We start from the raw sequence: 16509 nt of genomic DNA, 5'->3' as shown, positions 1-16509 counted from the left end.
GCCCTCCGCGTGCCGCCATCTGCCGCCCCCCTCCACGCGCGTAAAACCTCCTTGCAACGTCATGATCCGCCTGCTAGAGTCCACAACTGATCAGTGCATAGTTAAAGAAAAATCGATCGAGCCGCCTGGCAGGCGAGACGACCAACGACAGGAGACACGATGGTTCCGGCACTATGGTTTGACGGGCGAGCGTACTCGGCCAACTGGATGAAAGGGGAGATCCAGCGCATTCTCGCTGGCCTGCACGATCTGCAATGCAAGGAGGGCGACACCATCGCCGCCATGCTGCGCAACAGCCCGGAGTACGTAGCGCTTGTGCTGGCCTGCCGCCAGGCGGGGCTGTACCTGGCATCGATCAACTGGCACTTCAAGGCGCTGGAAGCCAACCATATCCTGACCGACAGCGGCGCCCGCGCGCTGGTTGTCGATGCGGACCTGCTCGACCAGGTGCGTGAAGGCATCCCCACGGGCGTCGGCGTCATCCTGGTCTCGCGCGGCGCGGCGCCGCCATCCAGCCCGCAGGCGCATCACTGGGCGGATTTCGGGGCGGGCCTGCCAGCCATGCCCGCGCGCACCGGCACCTCGCACGGGGCCATCGCCTATACCTCCGGCACCACCGGCAAGCCCAAAGGCGTGCGCCGCATTCCCGGCGCGCCCGAAGAGCGCGCCGCCATGGAACAGCGGCTGCAGCGGGTCACCGACATCGTCTACGGCACAGGGGCGGACGTGACGGCCTACCTAAGCGCGCCGATCTACCACAGTGCGGCCATGGCCTATCTCTCGCACTTCTGCAACCTGGGCGCCACGCTGGTGCTGGAGCCGCGCTTCGATGCGCAGCGCGCGCTTGCGCTGCTGGCGCGCCACAAGGTCACGCATGCCTACCTGGTGCCGACCATGTACCAGCGCCTGCTGGCCTTGCCGCCTGAAGCGCGCACGGGGCATGATCTGTCCGCGCTGCGCCAGGTGGCCTCGACCGGCTCGCCCTGCCCCGTTCCCCTCAAGCAGGCCATGATCGCGTGGTTCGGGCCCATCATCACCGAGGCCTACGGATCGAGCGAGGCAGGCTACACCACGTTCGCCGACTCGGCGAACTGGCTGCGCCATCCGGGCTCGGCAGGCAGCGCGCTTCCCGATGCCGAAATCCGCATCCTGGACGAGGACGGCAACGCGTTGCCGGCGCGGGAAATCGGCCTGATTTATGTGCGCCAGCGCGCGCTGCCCGACTTCACCTACATCAACCGGCCCGAAGCCCGCGCGGCCATGGAGCGCGACGGGCTGATCACGCTGGGCGACATGGGCTACCTGGATGAAGACGGGTTCCTGCACATCTGCGACCGCAAGGCCGATATGGTCATCTCGGGCGGTGTGAATATCTATCCGGCGGAGATCGAGTCGGTGCTGCAGACCATGCCGGGCGTGGCGGACTGCGCGGTCTTCGGCATTCCCGATGCGGAGTTCGGCGAAGGCCTGGCCGCCGCGGTCCAGCCAAGCCCCGGGCACAGCCTCGATGGCGCGCAGGTGCGAGCCTTCCTGCGCGAGCGCATTGCCAACTACAAGGTGCCGCGCATCGTCGAGATCCACGCGACGCTGCCACGGGAAGACACCGGCAAGATCTTCAAGCGCCGGCTGCGCGAGCCGCACTGGCAGGACCAGGCGCGCGCCATCTGAATCCAGCGGTGCCCAGCGCATCAAACCCATCAAAAGCAGGTGGATAAAACAGATCGGAGACAGCACCCATGGCCATCGCCTTCCCCACCAACGAGCCCTATTTGTCCGGCTACTTCGCGCCGCTGCACGCCGAGTGCGACGCGCCCAACCTGCCGGTCACGGGCGAGGTGCCCGCCGGGCTGCGCGGCACCTGTTACCGCAACGGGCCGAATCCGCAGTTCGCGCCGCGCGGCAAATACCATTGGTTCTCGGGCGATGGCATGCTGCACGCGTTTCATTTCGAGAAGGGCCGCGTGTCCTACCGCAACCGCTGGATCCGCACGCCGAAATGGGTCATGGAAAACGAGAACGGCGAAGGCTTGTCAGGCTCGCTGGCAAGCCGGCACCTGACGGACCCCAGGCTGCTTGAGCTGAACTCCACCGTGGCCAATACCAACGTGGTCTGGCATGGCGGGCGCCTGCTGGCGCTGGAAGAAGCGCATATGCCGTTCGAAGTGGACCCGGTATCGCTGGCGCCGCGCGGCTATCAGACCTTCGATGAGAAATTCTCCGGGCCCATGACCGCGCACCCCAAGATCGACCCGGTCAACGGTGAAATGGTCTTCTTCGGCTACGGCGCCCGCGGCCCGTTCACGCCGGACCTGATGCTGCATGTGGCAGACAGCCAGGGCAAGCTGCTGCGCTCCGTGCATATCGTCGCGCCGTTCCCGAGCATGGTCCATGACTTCGTGGTGACGCGCACCCACATCCTGTTTCCCATCTTCCCGCTGACGGGGTCGATGGCGCGCGCCACCAACGGCCAGCCGGCCTATGCGTGGGAACCGGACAAAGGCACGCACATCGGCATCCTGCCGCGCGACGGCACCGCCGCGGACGTGCGCTGGTTCACCGGCGATCCGTGCTACGTCTTCCATCCGATGAACGCCTTCGACACGCCGCACGGCAGCATCGTCTGCGACATGATGAAGTACGACGTGCCGCCGCTGTTCCCCGGCCCGGACGGACGCCCGCTCTCCAACGGCGCACCCGTGGCCAGCCTGGTGCGCTGGACCTTCGACCTGGCGGGGAAATCCGGCGCGTATCGCGAGCAGCCGCTATGCGATACGCCGGGCGAGTTTCCGCGCCTGGACGAGCGCTTTGCCATGCTGCCCTACCGGCACGGCTACTACTGCAGTGGGGATATTTCCGCCTCCACCAAGGGCGACAGCCTGCGCAGCGGCCTGGCGCATATCGACCTGGCCACCGGGCAGGTCGCGCAGTACCAGCCACCGGCCGGCGACAAATGCGGCGAACCCGTGTTTGTCCCGCGCCATGCGGATGCCGATGAGGGCGACGGCTGGCTGCTGTCCGTGATCTGGCGCGCCGCGGAGAACCGCAGCGATATGGCTATCTTCAACGCGCAGGCGCTGGCGGCAGGGCCGGTGGCGCTGGTACACCTGTCGCATCGCGTGCCCGCCGGCTTCCATGGCAACTGGCGTCCCGCCGACTGAGGCGGATGCATGCCGGCGCATTGACTGGCCCACTGATCAAACTAGCGCGGCGTTGCCGATCCCCGCAACGCCGCCAGGCAGAACTGCACGACAACATCGGCCATCTGCTCAGCCGTGGGCTTGTGCGTGGAGGCCACAGGCAGGCGGCGGCGGTCGATGGTCAGCGTGGCCAGGCCGTGCGTGGCGGCCCACACGGAGAACGCCAGTTGCTCCTCGCTGAGCCCGCCGACGCCTGGCGCCTGCAGTACGGGCCCGATGGCGCTGCGCAGCACCTGGAACGAGGCAGCACCCGCCTCCACCAGCTCCGGATACTGCTCCCGGTCCGCAATCTCGGGCCCGAACATCAGGTGAAACCGCGCGGGATGCGCCTGGGCGAACGCCACGTAGGCGAGCATGATCGCCCGCAGCCGCCCTTGCGCATCGGCAGGGTCGATGTTCTCGACGCTCTGGCGGCGATACGCCACCAGGTCGCGAAACGCCTGGGCCGCAATGGCGGCCAGCAGCCCGTTCCGGTCCTTGAAATGATAGGCCGGCGCGCCCGGCGAGACCCCGGCCAGCTTGGCTGCCGTGCGCATGCTCATGCCCGCGATCCCCTCGGTATCGAGCAGATGGGTGCCCCACGCAATCAGCGAAGCGCGCAGGTCGCCATGGTGCCACTGCCCTTCCGGCTTGGTGGTTCCACCTTGGGACTGGCCCTGCTTTACCGGGGCGTCACCGCGTGCTGTTGCTGGTTTTTTCATGGGAGCGGAGTTTACCAAATGCCCGGGCCGCGGCATGAATGCCCTCGGCATTCTCAATAATTAGACGATTGTGCTGCCATGGCTACTGCAAACTAGCGAGAAGCGTATGCGGGCCACCGTTCCAGGATGTCATCGGCCTCTAAAAAACCCTTGCAAACGCGATTTCCCACGCGTAATCTAAAAAACAAGACAGATACCGAATAGCAAGCGATCAAAGGATATTTGCAGAGTAGTGCCTGCAGCCAGATCCATCCGGTTATTTTTTTCCCTCTACAGTCTACAAATTGAGACGCATTTCGGCTTACCTGCGGTGCCCCGCAACCCGGCGTCATGCAAAAGATCATCGACGGGCTGCAGGACTATTGCCAGGAAACCGGCACCGAGGCGCTGCGCGACCTGGTGGGCCAGGTCCGGATCGACCCGCACTTGAGCGACCGCTGGCTGCGCTTCGCGCAGCAATCCGGCTGAGCGCCATGCGCAAAAGACCGCTCGCGCCGGCGCATGCCGCTGGCGCGTCACTGCAACGATCAATAAACGTGTCATGGAAATTCTGGAACTCAAGCCGGTCGCCGAACAGCTCTTCAAGGACATGCGCGAGCTGTCGTTCGATGGTGTTGGCGTGACCCGCGACAGCTACGGCGCGGGCGAAACCGCGGCGGCCAGCTACCTGCGGGACTTCGCGCTGCGCCACGGCCTGCAAGCGCAGGCCGACCGCGCCGCCAATCTCGTCCTGCGCCTGCCGCAAGCCGACACGGGCGCGCCAGCGACGTGGGTTGGCTCCCACCTGGACTCCGTCCCGCAAGGCGGCAACTTCGACGGGCTGGCGGGGATCGTCGCTGGCCTGCTATGCCAGCTCCGGCAAAAGCGGTCCGGCCGGCACTCGCGCGTGCCGCTGCAGGTGGTGGGCTTCCGGGGCGAGGAAAGTGCCTGGTTCGGCAAGGCGTACATGGGTTCGGGCGCGCTGCTGGGCAAGCTCGGTGCCGACGACCTGGCGCTGGCGCACCGGCATACCGGCGCGTCGCTGGCGGCCTGCATGACAGCCGCCGGCGCCGATGTCGAGGCGATCCGCGCGCAGGCGCCGCTGCTCGACAAAGCCAAGGTCCATGCCTACCTGGAACTGCATATCGAGCAAGGCCCGGTGATGGTCGCGCGCGGCTTGCCGGTGGCGGTGGTGCCCGGCATCCGCGGCAATGTGCGGCACAACCGGATCCAGTGCATCGGCGAGGCCGGGCACTCCGGCGCGGTGCCACGGTGGCTGCGCAAGGACGCCATGTTTGCCGTGGCCGACCTGATCACGCGGCTGGACGAGCACTGGCGCGTGCTGCTGGAGCGCGGTATCGACCTGGCCGTCACCACGGGCGTGGTCAGCACCAGCCCGGCGGAGCATTCGATCTCCCGCATCCCCGGCATGGTGAGCTTCAGCTTCGAGGCGCGCAGCAAGAGCGTGGAAACGCTGGAAGGCTTCCATCAACTGCTGCGCACGGAATGCAAGGCCATCTCGCGCGATCGCGGCGTGCGGTTCGCGTTCGACCGCCGCATCAAATCGGCCCCGGCCACCATGGACGGCAGGCTCTGTGCGCTGCTCACGCAGGCATGCCGGCAACGTGGCCTACCGGTTGAGCAGGTGCCAAGCGGCGCCGGGCACGATGCCTCGCTGTTCGCCAACGCTGGCATCCCCACCGGCATGCTCTTCGTGCGCAACGAGAACGGCTCGCACAACCCGCACGAGGCCATGGACATCAATGATTTCCTGCTCGGCGTGCAGGTGCTGGACGACACCATCGCGAGCCTCTGAGCCACGGCCGAGCCGTTCCGGCCGGGCCAGCCCGGTCTATATCGACTGCCGCCGGCTGATCTCGTTTCCGGCGCTGCGCAAGGCACGAATCGCGTCTGACGCGGCTCCCGTGCTGCACTGCAATGTGAGCGCCGGTTCGGGATGTGCTAAAAAGACGCGCACGCCGACCGGTGCCGCGTGATCGTGGCACACAACGTAGCCGTGTCGAACTATCGAACGCCGACGCGCCTTGCAATTGGCGTGACGCATGTTGAGGAAGCTGGCATGACGCAATCATATGCGCTGCAACACGCACGACGCGTTTCATCCGTGGTCGACAATGCTTCACTCCATGAAGCGGCAGCGCAGGCTCGCCTGTTTCGCTCCTGGACCCGCTCGCTCAATACCTTTCAGCTGGATCCGGGAAATACGTCCGGCCCGCGCGTCATCAGTGCGGCGGAGCTGAAAGACAGACGCAATCATGCCGAGGCCCTGCTGCGCTTCTCGAGCCCGGTGGTGGAGCGCTTGCACGGCATCGTTGGCAAGGCGGGCTATTGCGTGCTGGTGGCCGACGCCGATGGCGCCCTGATCGATTTTCGTGGGCAGGAAGACCGGCGCAAGGAATATCGGCAGCACGGCCTGTATCACGGCCGCTATTTCACGGAGGACGCCGAGGGGACCAGCGGCGTGGCCTGCGTGCTGGCAGACAAGGAACCCATCACCGTCCACACCGAGGATCACTTCAGGGCAGCGTTCACCTGCCTGACCTGTACCGCCGCGCCCATCATCTCGCCAGCCGGCGAACTCACCGGCGTGCTGGACGTATCGGCCGTGCGAAACAGTGAAAACCGGGACTCGCAGGAACTGATCTACGCCTGGGTGTGCCAGGCGGCGGAGATGATCGAGAACGCCTACCTGCTCCACGATACCGGCCACTTGTGGACCCTGTACCTGCACCGCAGCCAGGACTACCTGAGCCTGCACCCCGAACTGCTGATTGCATTCGACGATGCCGGAAACATCGCATCGATGAACCGGCAGACGAGAAGCATGCTGAGCAGGCTATACACCGCGATTCCGTCGAACGTCCAGCATCTGTTCGATCTCAATGCCGGACAGGTCATCGACCTGAACAGCGGCCTGGAGATGTTCCCGTTGCGCCTGACCCGTGGCGGGGACCGCTTTTTCGCGAGACTTCGCCCGCCGCGCCAGGCCTTGCGCACGATATCGCTGCCGCCGGGACACCCGGCCGCCGGCCACGCCGAGCCGGCGGCCCGTGCCATCGCCAGCGATCGCCTGGTCACCGGCGACCCACAGGTCTCGTCGCATCTCGCCCGCGCGCTCCAGATCATCGACCGGCGCATTCCCGTGCTGCTGCAGGGCGAGACGGGAACAGGCAAGGAGGCATTCGCACTCGCCGTGCATCGCGGTTCGCTGCGCGCGCCGCAGCCGTTTGTCGCCGTAAACTGTGCGGCCATCCCGGATACGCTGATCGAAAGCGAGCTGTTCGGCTACGCGGAAGGCGCATTCACCGGCGCAAAGCGCAAGGGTCTCAAGGGAAAGATACTCCAGGCGCACGGCGGCACTTTGTTCCTGGACGAGATCGGCGACATGGCTTTGCCGCTGCAGACCAGGCTGCTGCGCGTGCTGGCTGAGAACGAGCTGGTGCCGCTGGGCTCCGAGCAATCGGTGCGGGTCGATATCAACCTGATCTGCGCCACCCACAGGGACCTTGCGCGCATGGTCTCCGAAGGCACTTTCCGGGAAGACCTCTACTATCGCCTGACTGGCGCCGTGTTCCGGCTGCCTCCCCTGCGCGATCGCACTGACCTCGGCGAGCTCGTCGACTTCTTCCTGGCGGATGAAGCCCAGGCGCACGGCACCCGGTCCGCGCTGTCCGAGGAGGCAATGGCATGCATCCGCCGCTATCGCTGGCCCGGCAACGTACGGCAACTGCGCATGGCATTACGGTACGCATGCGCGCTGGCCGCAGCCCAAGGCGTCATTGTCGCCGAAGATCTTCCCGACTACCTGCGCTGCCCGGCCGATGCCGCGCCAGCAGCGCCGCAGCCCGCGAACCCGCCAGTCACCGCGCAGGCATTCGACAGTGCCGGCCTGCGCCCCGGCGAGCTTCTCGAACGAGAGCACATCGCGCAGATGCTCGCCTGCCACCACTGGCGCGTCAAGGAAACCGCCAAGGCACTGGGCATGAGCCGCGCAACCATCTACCGCAAGATGGCCAGATACGGCATCGTCTACCCGGGTTCGGCATCCTTGCCTGGAGCGCCGCCCTTGTCTCAGACAGACGCTCAGACAGACGCTCAGGCGGACGAGGCGGTCTGAGGCACGGTGTCTCACCGGATCGAGCCGGGCCGTCTCACGCGGGCCGCGCCGTAGCTTGCCAGTCCATCGCCGGCGTCATGCTGTATCGCAGCACTAATCCCGCGCTGCCCACGCTTTACCCTGCCTGCGCCTGAGCCCTCCCCGCGCTGCGCCGCAGCGCACGCTGCGCCTTCGTCATCCGCCTTCGTCTGCTGTCCTCTCTGGCATGGATCATGCGATTTCCTTCCTGCACGAAGGCCACGCCACACGCTGACCCGCGCCACCCGCATGGCCCTTCGTCGATTCCCCACAACTACGATGGAGACACAACCGTGAGCAACGAAGGTTCGGTACATCAGTCCAGCATGAAGGCCGCCGTATGGCGGGGTCGCCACGATGTCCGCGTCGAGGAGGTACGCGTCCCGGACAAGCCCGCCGAAGGATGGGTGAAGATCCGCGTGCATTGGTGCGGCATCTGCGGGTCGGACCTGCATGAATATGTCGCGGGCCCGGTCTTTATCCCGGTCGACCACCCCCACCCGCTCACCGGTCTGAAGGGGCAATGCATCTTGGGCCACGAGTTCAGTGGCGAGATCGCGGAACTGGGCGCGGGCGTGACCGGTTTCAAGGTCGGCGAACGCGTCACCGCGGATGCCTGCCAGCATTGCGGAAAATGCTATTACTGCACCCATGGCCTGTACAACATCTGCGAGAGTCTCGCGTTCACCGGCCTGATGAACAACGGCGCATTCGCGGAATACGTCAACGTACCGGCGGAGCTGCTCTACAAGCTGCCGGAGAACTTCCCCACCGAGGCGGGGGCACTGATCGAACCGCTGGCGGTAGGGCTTCATGCCGTGAAGAAAGCCGGCAACATCGTCGGCCAGACGGTTGTGGTGGTTGGCGCCGGCACCATCGGCCTGTGCACGATCATGTGCGCGAAGGCGGCCGGCGCAGGCCGCATCATCGCGCTCGAAATGTCATCGGCGCGCAAGAAGAAGGCGCTGGAGGTTGGCGCCAACGTCGTCATCGATCCCAAGGAATGCGACGCGATCGCGCAGGTCAAGGCACTGACCGGCGGCTATGGCGCGGATGTGTCCTTCGAGTGCATCGGCAACAAGGCCACGGCGAAGCTTGCCATCGACGTGATCCGCAAGGCCGGGAAATGCGTGATGGTGGGCATCTTCGAAGAGCCCAGCGCATTCAATTTCTTCGAGATCGTATCGACGGAGAAGGAAATCATCGGATCGCTCGCCTATAACGGCGAATTCGCCGACGTGATCCGCTTTATCGCCGATGGCCGCATCGATGTGCAGCCGCTCATCACCGGACGGATCTCCCTCGCCGACATTGTGTCGCAAGGCTTCGAAGAGCTCGTCAACAACAAGGATGGCAACGTCAAGATCATCGTCCAGCCGGTTGCCAGCCTGGCGGCCTGACCGCTGGACAACTTGACGGCTTGACGGCCGCTCATTCCAACGCGCCGCGTTGACCAACGCGGCCACCCTCCCATCCCACCGGCATGCGGGCCTCGCGCGATGCAGCGTCGCGCAGCGGCCAGCGCGCGCTTCGCGTGCCGGGCCTTCATCGTACTGGACATGCCGGTCATGGAACCCCTCAGCCCCAATATCGAAGCTCAAGACACACCAGCGCTCGCGCCTGCCGGACTAGCGCTGCGGCCATTGGCATTCTCCGTGGCCGTCTTCCTGATCGTGCACGGCATCAGCCTTGGCGTATGGCGCCTGTTCGCCGACCCCGCCCAGGCCGTCTGGAAATACGCCCCCCAGCCATTTGGCATGTACCTCTTCTGGGGCATCCTGGTGCTGGTCTTCGTCGGCTTCAACTTCGGCATGGCGGGATTCTCAGCGCTGAAGCAGCCCGTGCGCGGCTGCGCCGCCACGGTCGTGACGCTGGCGCTCTCCTTCGCCGTGCCCGCCGCACTGGTCCATGGCTACGGCGCACTGGATCCGGCATTCAGCGCCATCAACGGCGCCGGCTACGGCGCGGCCGGCCTGATCGTGCTGATCGGCTTCTACGGCTTCGGCATACTGGCAACAGGCATGGCCGGATGGCCGTGGTCCGACAGCGGCCTGCGCCCCGCGGCTAGCGGCCTTGCTCAAATCGCCGCCGGCTGTTGCCTCACGGGCCTGGGATACTTCCTGCTGATCTATCCCAGCGTGTCGGCCACCACCGCGCCGCATGCGATCCTGCTGCCGTTGCCGGTGGCGATCGGCTGGTTCTATTCCGTCATCGTAGCGTGGCTGACGACATTCCTGATCTTCGACAACTGGCCGTGGAACAGGCTGGCCCGGAAAAGCCATATGGCGCTCGCCGCGCTGGCCGGCAACTTCTTGCTGGGCACTGCGCTCTATGCCGTGCATCTGGCGTTGCTCAGATGGGTCCTCATCCCTCCCGGCGCCGTTGAAAAAATCGGCGCGATGCTTCCAAGCTGGCCCGCGCAGCTAGGCGTATGCATTGCCTTCTGGCTGATCTTCTGGGCCAACGTTGCCGGCAACTGGCCGACACGGTTCGGTGCCGGCACGAACCGGGCCATACGCGCGGCATCGTGCTGGGGCCTTGGAGTGATCTCCTTTTTTGCCTATACGCGATGGTTTGCCGGCACCGTGCTGCATGAAGCGCAGATCATCCCCGGCTTTGGCGGCGATCCGCTCACCTGGGTCGACCTGCTCAACTACGTCATGCTGATCTACGCCGTCTATTTCGAGTTCTACGGTCTTTCGAAGAGGAACGGCTGATCTACCTGCCGCAAGGCTTGGCCGGCACTCCGCCCCCTCGCGCGCTTTGCGCTGGCCATGAGCGACAACGGATGGATCGAAATGGAGCGCTACGGCATTGTCGCACCCGACCAGCACTAAGGCTTCGGCCGTGGAAGAACCGTAAACACCTGAGTCCCGGCACGTACGGCGCGGGTGAGCGGCATCGTTCCTGTTCACCCGCGCGGCAGCAAGGCAGCGGATCGACCATAATGTCGGTCGACCCCAAAACACCCAGCCCTTGCTGCGCAACGTGCCAGACGCCGACAGTCCCCTCTCATCCGCTTCACCCGCCAACGGCAGCGCTTGCAGCGCACCGCCGGCCCTGCCCGCTTCGCACTGGCACCGCCGCGTGCTGGCGCTGGCGTGCCCGATCATCCTGGCCAACCTGACCCAGCCGATCCTGGGTGCGGTCGATACCGCCGTTGCCGGCCACCTGCCGGACCCGGCCTACCTGGGCGGCGTAGCCGCCGGCGGCCTGTTCTTCAGCTTCGTGTTCTGGGGCTTCGGGTTCCTGCGCATGGGTACCACCGGCCTCGTCGCGCAAGCGTATGGCGCCCGGGACGGCGCGGCATTGCGCGCCACGCTGGCACGCGCTCTGATGCTGGCCACCGTCATCGGGCTCGGCGTGCTGGCCGTACAGATGCCCTTGATCCACGGCGCGCTGGGCCTGATCGGCGGCAGCGACACACTCCAGCACCACGCGCGGGCCTACAGCCATGCGCGGATCTGGGCGGCGCCTTTTGCCTTGTGCAATTACGTGGTGCTCGGCTACCTGCTGGGCTGCCAGCGCGTGCGGCTGGGCCTGCTCATCCAACTCTTCATCAACGCGGTGAACATTGCCGCGGTACTGCTCTACGTTTATGTATTCGACTGGAGCATCGCGGGGATCGGCGCTGCCACCGCCACCGCCGATGCGTGCGGCTTCATGCTGGGCGCCGCCCTGCTCTGGCGGCTGCGCCCGCACGGCCTGGCGCCCCTGCGCTGGGCGGTGGTCGCCGATGCGCACGAACTGAAGCGGCTGGTCGCCCTCAACCGCGACATCTTCATCCGCACGCTGTGCCTGGTGGCCAGCTTCGGCTGGTTCGCCCATGCGGGCGCCCGGCAAGGCGACGTGATCCTGGCGGCCAACGCCCTGCTGCTCAATTTCCAGACCTTCATGGCGTATGCGCTCGATGGCTTCGCGCATGCGGCCGAGGCGCTGGTGGGCGCCGCCATCGGCACCCGGGACCGGCACGCCTTCCGCCGCGCGGTCCGCGTCACGATGATCTGGGGCGCGGTGGGCGCGCTGTGCTTCTCCCTGGTGTATGCCAGCGCCGGAGAATGGATCATCGCCTGCCTGACCGACCAGCGCACGGTCCACGACGCGGCGGTGCGCTACCTGCCGTGGGCGGTTGCCCTGCCGCTGGTTTCCGTGTGGGGCTTCCTGCTCGATGGCGTGTTCATCGGCGCCACCAGCACGCGCGACCTGATGCACTCGATGGCATTGTCGTTCGCGGCGTTCATGGTGGCGGCGCTTGCGCTGGCTGGCCCGTTCGGCAACGATGGCTTATGGGCGGCGCTGCTGCTGTTCATGGCCGCGCGCGGCGTCACGCTGGCGCGGGTGTTCCCGCGCATCGAGGCCAGCCGCCTGGCGTGATGTCGGACATCGCCGGACTTCGGTGCCTGGCATCCTGGTCGGGCTGGGGCCGGGACGAGAGGAATGGCGTCACGCTACCGGCCACGCCCGCCGGGACTGCCGGCACTCCCGCTATGCGTCGCGCAACAAGCCCAGCAACTGCGCCCGGCGCACGATCTGCTTGCGGGTGCCGGCATCCAGCTTGGCGGACAGGTTCTTCAGGTGCCACTTGACCGTCTCCTGACCGATGCCCATGGCAAGCGCGATTTCCTTGTTGGCAAGATGCCGGGCCAGCAACTCCAGGACATTGCGCTCTTTCGGCGTCAGCACCATGCTGGGCGCCGCACGCGGCCCGTCTGCGCCGGCCTCGGCAGCAAGGTGTACCGCCGCACGCGCCGGCCTGGCAGGATCAGGACGCTGCGTACCGATCGATTCCGTCTCGATATTGCGAGCCCAGTCTGCCAGCGCAGGATGGACGTCGCGCACGCCTCGCGTCACCCCGTACGCCTCCAGCAGGTTCATGGCTTCACGCAGCAAGGTAAGGCTCTTCTCCCCGCAGCGGTCAATGGCCAGCGCCCGCAGCGCCATGATTTCGATGCGCACGACCTCGCGCTTCATCGCCTCGGCCCCAGCCTCCGCTCGCATCAGTTGCTGCTGCGCCGCGCGCCAGTCTTGCTCGGCAATGCACGTGTAGGCGTGCGCCAGATCCTGGAGCAGGACCAGGTTGCGCCGCTGGATCGCAGACTCGGGCGCGGCATTGTCCGCGACGATCTCATCGACGCGCCGCAGCAGGGCCCGGCACGTCTCGGAGCGAAAACGCCCGCTATGCAGCCGCAACTGCTCTGTCAGGCTGGCCACGCACAGCCTGGGCAGGTTGCGGGCAATGCCCACCGCATACAGGGTCTCGAGCAGGTCGAGAGCGCGATGCTCAACGCCCCTGGCGGCAGCGATGCGGGCCGCCGTGCGGTAAGCGAGCAGCACCGTGTCTGGCGTGCCGCCACGCTCCAGGACATCCAGGCGATTGGCCAGGAGCGCTGCCGCTTCGTCTATCTGGTCCCGCGCATAAGTGGCGGCGGCCAGCAAGCCGGCGATCATGCAGGAAAACGGGTGGCGCCGGCCCAACTCTTCGTCGGCGCGTGCCAGCGCCGGGCGCAGCGTGCGCTCCGCCAATAACACCTGTCCCTCGAACAGGTACCCAAGCCCGATGATGTAATCGCGCCAGCGGATCACGTAGCGGTAGGCAAGACTGGCGTCGCCGCGCGGTGCGTTCTGTTCGTAACGCCGCGCCTTGGCATACTCCCCCGCCATCAGCGCACGCACGGCCAGGCGGTTGGCGTGCGCCTGCCGCAGCCATGCATCGTTGACGGGCGGTGCCTCCCCCCAGCGATCGAAGAACGCCGCAATGCGGTCCGGCTCGTCCGCGTAGTAGGCCGCGGCGCTCAGGATCAGGTCGATCTCGTAGCGCATGGCATCGTCCGGCGTCGCATGGTGCAGGATTTTCCGCACTTGCACCTCGGCCTGCTGGTGGCGCTCGCTCAGCGCCAGCGCCCATGCCGCGGCCAGGCGCAGGCGTGGATGCCGGTCGAGCTCGGACTCGGGCAGCCATTCGAGCCATTCGAGCACGGCGGGCAACTGGCCGCGCGTGGCGGCTTCATACAGGCAGCGCTGCGCCAGGTTGTAGGCAGTCTCGCGCTGGCCGCTGGCGAGCGCGTGGCGCGCGGCAGCCTCGGTCATGCCGTGATCGGCAAGCCAGTGCATCGCGCGATCGTGCATCCCGGCGAGTTCCTGTGCCGTAAGGTCCGCCAGCCGGGCGCGCAGCGCATCACGTGCCATCGCATGCAGGCGGAACCACTCGCCATGCTGGTCCGAGACGACGAACAGCGGCGTGTCACGCATCAGACGCTGCAATCGTTCCTGCGCATCCGGCAGCCCCGTCATGGCGTGGCAAAGATCCGCATGCAGCAACTCCACGATCGAGATGCGCGTCAGGAATCCAGCATCCGCATCGGAGAGCCGGGCGAGCAGCGCGGTAACGAAGTGTTCTCGCATGCCTGCGGTACTGCTGGCGAAGGCATCAATGGCGGCAACGGGATCGGGGGCATGGGTGGCTGCCGCCAGCGCAAGTTGCAAGCCAAGCGGCCAACCCTCGGTCACGTCGTGCAGCCTGGCGCAGGCGTCGGCCTCCACGCTGGCCTCAAAGTGCGCGCCGATCAGCGTGATCGTCTCGTCCAAGCGGAAACGCAGCAAAGCGGTATCAACCTTCACGCACTGGCCATACGGTCCCAGCCGCTCAACCACCGTGTCGAACCCGTCACGGGCCGCCACCACGATGCGCAGGTTGGATGGCAAATTGTTAAGCAGGTAGATCAGCGCATCGCGGCTACCGTCCGGCAGCCGCTCGGCCTCATCCAGGATGAGCACGACATCCAGTGCAAGGTGGGCAACCTCGGCCAGCCATGCCGTGAAGCCCTCCAGCGGCGCGTCGGTCACCCTTCCTCCTGCCAGCAGCCGTGCGCCGAACGCAGCGCGCCCGCAGCCGGAGCGAATCGCGCTCGTCAGGCTCATCAGCAACCGGGGGGGATCGTTGCTCTCATCCAGCGACACCCAGGCAACGGCGCTTCCGCGCATGATGTATTCGCGGTGCCACTGGATCAGCAGCGATGTCTTGCCGAAGCCGGCAGGCGCTTGCACGATCGTTACGGGCCGGTCACGAAACCGCTCGCTATCCGAGCGCAGGCGCGAGCGCGCCAGCAAGTGGCGCGGCGCACGGGGCGGACTGGTCTTGAGGAGCAGTTCCGATGCTGTGATGCCAGTGCCACTGTAGGGATTTGTCATCAAGGAATCCCGGCAGGCGATGCCGATCAAGAGGGTTGAGCGTATCCGGCTGGTCAACCGACGCGCACGGCAAATGCCGCGGATTATAGCCATGCCAGGTGCGTTTCTGGCCGCACTCAGGGATATCCCTGTGCCCAATCCCCCCCGCTGCTGGGGGGCGCCTCCAACCAGAGCGCTTCTACCATTCAATCCACATCAGGACGATCAAGCAAGGGACGCAATGCCTGTCACCGACGACCCAATCGCTACACCGGCCGGCGACGTCGTCCTAACCCGAACTAACCCGAACCGGCCCCAAACCATGCTCCGCCATCTGTTCGTCCCTGTCGACCCTCGCGACCATGACGCCAAGGCAGCGCTGCAAGCGATCGCGCTGGCCCGCAGCCACGGAGCACGCATCAGTTTCCGGCATGCGCAGGACAACGGCACGCGCGGGCAGTCGCAGGCCCGCGAGGCGCTGGTCCGGGCAGATGCGGCGGCACGTGCACAGGGGGTAGCGAGCACGTTCGCCAGTCTGATTGCAGAACATCCGGCGCGGGCCTTGCTGGCCGCGGCGGACCAGGCCGGTTGCGATGCGATTGTCCTCGCCCACGGCGCGGGGGATCTCGCCGGGCCAGCGTCACCTGCCAAGGACATACTGATGCATGCCCGCATGCCGGTGCTGTCGATCGGGGCTGCTTGCGCACCCGCGCCGATTGCGGCGATCGCTTTGCTGCACAACGCATACAGCCGCCTGGCCACATTGCTGCATGCCTGGCTGCACCTCGTCGAAACGACGCAGGCGGGGGGCGCGCCGATTGTCGCGGCTCCCATGCTCGCGGCCATCGACTATGTGCGCCAAACGCTTCATCCCCTGCAGCGGCGCAAGGAGGCCACGTTGTTTCGCCGCCTGAGCCAGCGCAGCGAGGCATTGCGCGCGGAACTGGACGAGCTGTCCCGCCAGCATTTGCGCCAGGAGAACCTGCTCGAAGACCTTGCCGTGCAGGTGGGGCAAGCTGCCGCCAGCGCGTGCGCGCTTACGGCACTGGCCCAGGTGGTCGAACTGTATGCCCACCTGGCATGGGAGTACCAGGGCCGCGAAGAAGGCGTGATATTGCCGGCGGCGCGCCACTACCTCACTCAGGCCGATTGGGATGCGCTGCATGTCGCACTGACCCAGAGCTTCGGTCATCACGCCGGGACGTCCCCCGATGCCGCCTTTGCGCAGCGACTGGCCGGGCTTGCCCCTGGCGCACCGCAGGGTGCCTGAACGCAAGCCGGCGGATCACCGCCAAACTGAATCAACCAC

11 protein-coding genes are annotated in these 16509 nt (G+C 66.3%); 9 read left to right on the top strand and 2 right to left on the bottom strand.

Going from position 1 to position 16509, the window contains the following annotated elements; genetic code table 11:
• Positions 1-159: 159 nt before the first annotated feature.
• Positions 160-1668 (top strand): AMP-binding protein, encoded by a 1509-nt coding sequence (locus AC1RWI_RS25945; protein ID WP_492869683.1) that lies wholly within the window; start codon positions 160-162, stop codon positions 1666-1668.
• Between the two features lie 68 nt (positions 1669-1736).
• Positions 1737-3158 (top strand): carotenoid oxygenase family protein, encoded by a 1422-nt coding sequence (locus AC1RWI_RS25940; protein ID WP_492869681.1) that lies wholly within the window; start codon positions 1737-1739, stop codon positions 3156-3158.
• A gap of 41 nt (positions 3159-3199) precedes the next feature.
• Here AC1RWI_RS25940 and AC1RWI_RS25935 read toward each other — a convergent pair whose 3' ends face one another.
• Positions 3200-3898, bottom strand: a complete 699-nt coding sequence (locus AC1RWI_RS25935; protein ID WP_492869679.1) for a TetR/AcrR family transcriptional regulator — start codon at positions 3896-3898, stop codon at positions 3200-3202.
• Positions 3899-4228: 330 nt separating this feature from the next.
• Here AC1RWI_RS25935 and AC1RWI_RS25930 point away from each other — a divergent pair, with 330 nt between their 5' ends.
• From AC1RWI_RS25930 to AC1RWI_RS25905, 6 genes are all read left to right on the top strand, one after another.
• Complete coding sequence (locus AC1RWI_RS25930; protein WP_492869677.1) at positions 4229-4366, top strand: hypothetical protein; 138 nt, start codon at positions 4229-4231, stop codon at positions 4364-4366.
• A 73-nt stretch (positions 4367-4439) separates the two neighbouring features.
• Positions 4440-5693, top strand: a complete 1254-nt coding sequence (locus AC1RWI_RS25925; RefSeq protein ID WP_492869675.1) for a hydantoinase/carbamoylase family amidase — start codon at positions 4440-4442, stop codon at positions 5691-5693.
• A 183-nt stretch (positions 5694-5876) separates the two neighbouring features.
• Complete coding sequence (locus tag AC1RWI_RS25920; RefSeq protein ID WP_492869673.1) at positions 5877-8015, top strand: sigma-54-dependent Fis family transcriptional regulator; 2139 nt, start codon at positions 5877-5879, stop codon at positions 8013-8015.
• Positions 8016-8359: 344 nt separating this feature from the next.
• Entirely contained in the window at positions 8360-9433 is a 1074-nt protein-coding gene (locus AC1RWI_RS25915) for a 2,3-butanediol dehydrogenase (protein WP_043351735.1), read from the top strand.
• Positions 9434-9601: 168 nt separating this feature from the next.
• On the top strand, positions 9602-10750 hold the full coding sequence (locus AC1RWI_RS25910; RefSeq protein ID WP_043351733.1) for a hypothetical protein: 1149 nt from the start codon (positions 9602-9604) through the stop codon (positions 10748-10750).
• Positions 10751-11093: 343 nt separating this feature from the next.
• Positions 11094-12407 carry an MATE family efflux transporter gene (locus AC1RWI_RS25905; protein ID WP_492869691.1) on the top strand — a complete coding sequence of 438 codons (1314 nt, stop codon included), beginning with the start codon at positions 11094-11096 and terminating at the stop codon, positions 12405-12407.
• A 111-nt stretch (positions 12408-12518) separates the two neighbouring features.
• On the opposite strand, the gene AC1RWI_RS25900 is transcribed toward AC1RWI_RS25905, so the two are convergent.
• Entirely contained in the window at positions 12519-15221 is a 2703-nt protein-coding gene (locus tag AC1RWI_RS25900; RefSeq protein WP_492869670.1) for a winged helix-turn-helix domain-containing protein, read from the bottom strand.
• Positions 15222-15441: 220 nt separating this feature from the next.
• On the opposite strand from AC1RWI_RS25900, the gene AC1RWI_RS25895 reads away from it, so the two are divergent.
• Positions 15442-16470: a universal stress protein gene (locus AC1RWI_RS25895; protein WP_492869668.1), complete on the top strand. Its 1029-nt coding sequence runs from the start codon at positions 15442-15444 to the stop codon at positions 16468-16470.
• The last annotated feature ends 39 nt before the right edge of the window (positions 16471-16509 follow it).

The sequence above is a fragment of the Cupriavidus sp. MPR-AND1C genome, from assembly GCF_058809705.1.
This window is presented reverse-complemented; position numbering and strand designations above follow the sequence as displayed.

Excerpts from the sequence above, each read along its gene's own strand:
- AC1RWI_RS25945 (WP_492869683.1), top strand. The coding sequence starts at position 160 with ATGGTTCCGGCACTATGGTTTGACGGGCGAGCGTACTCGGCCAACTGG.
- AC1RWI_RS25940 (WP_492869681.1), top strand. The coding sequence starts at position 1,737 with ATGGCCATCGCCTTCCCCACCAACGAGCCCTATTTGTCCGGCTACTTC.
- AC1RWI_RS25935 (WP_492869679.1), bottom strand. The coding sequence starts at position 3,898 with ATGAAAAAACCAGCAACAGCACGCGGTGACGCCCCGGTAAAGCAGGGC.
- AC1RWI_RS25930 (WP_492869677.1), top strand. The coding sequence starts at position 4,229 with ATGCAAAAGATCATCGACGGGCTGCAGGACTATTGCCAGGAAACCGGC.
- AC1RWI_RS25925 (WP_492869675.1), top strand. The coding sequence starts at position 4,440 with ATGGAAATTCTGGAACTCAAGCCGGTCGCCGAACAGCTCTTCAAGGAC.
- AC1RWI_RS25915 (WP_043351735.1), top strand. The coding sequence starts at position 8,360 with ATGAAGGCCGCCGTATGGCGGGGTCGCCACGATGTCCGCGTCGAGGAG.
- AC1RWI_RS25910 (WP_043351733.1), top strand. The coding sequence starts at position 9,602 with ATGGAACCCCTCAGCCCCAATATCGAAGCTCAAGACACACCAGCGCTC.
- AC1RWI_RS25900 (WP_492869670.1), bottom strand. The coding sequence starts at position 15,221 with ATGACAAATCCCTACAGTGGCACTGGCATCACAGCATCGGAACTGCTC.
- AC1RWI_RS25895 (WP_492869668.1), top strand. The coding sequence starts at position 15,442 with ATGCCTGTCACCGACGACCCAATCGCTACACCGGCCGGCGACGTCGTC.